At 55.9% G+C, this 261-nt stretch carries 1 protein-coding gene; it reads right to left on the bottom strand.

Going from position 1 to position 261, the window contains the following annotated elements; translation table 11 throughout:
* The coding region (locus tag MXD62_RS08915) for a Nif3-like dinuclear metal center hexameric protein (RefSeq protein WP_248828903.1) at nucleotides 1-261 on the bottom strand (261 nt) is incomplete at both ends.

The raw sequence follows: 261 nt of genomic DNA, 5'->3' as shown, positions 1-261 counted from the left end.
CCGGTTAGAAAGACATCGGCCCCGCGAAAAAGCGCTTTTTCGCCAAACGAATTGCCATCTCCGCCGACAATCGCCACCATGCGGACCAGATCGTCCAACTCCCCGACTACGCGAACGCCCTGCAGATGGAAGCGTTCTTTGACCAAAAGCGTCAGATCGCGCAGCTTCATCGGTTCGGCCAGCTTTCCGATCCGGCCAACACCGAGGCCTTTTCCGGGGAGATCTAAGGGATAAATATCGTAAGCTGCCTCTTCATAGGGA

It is taken from the genome of Frankia sp. Mgl5 (assembly GCF_023242985.1).
GTDB lineage: Bacteria > Actinomycetota > Actinomycetes > Frankiales > Frankiaceae > Parafrankia > Parafrankia soli.
This window is presented reverse-complemented; position numbering and strand designations above follow the sequence as displayed.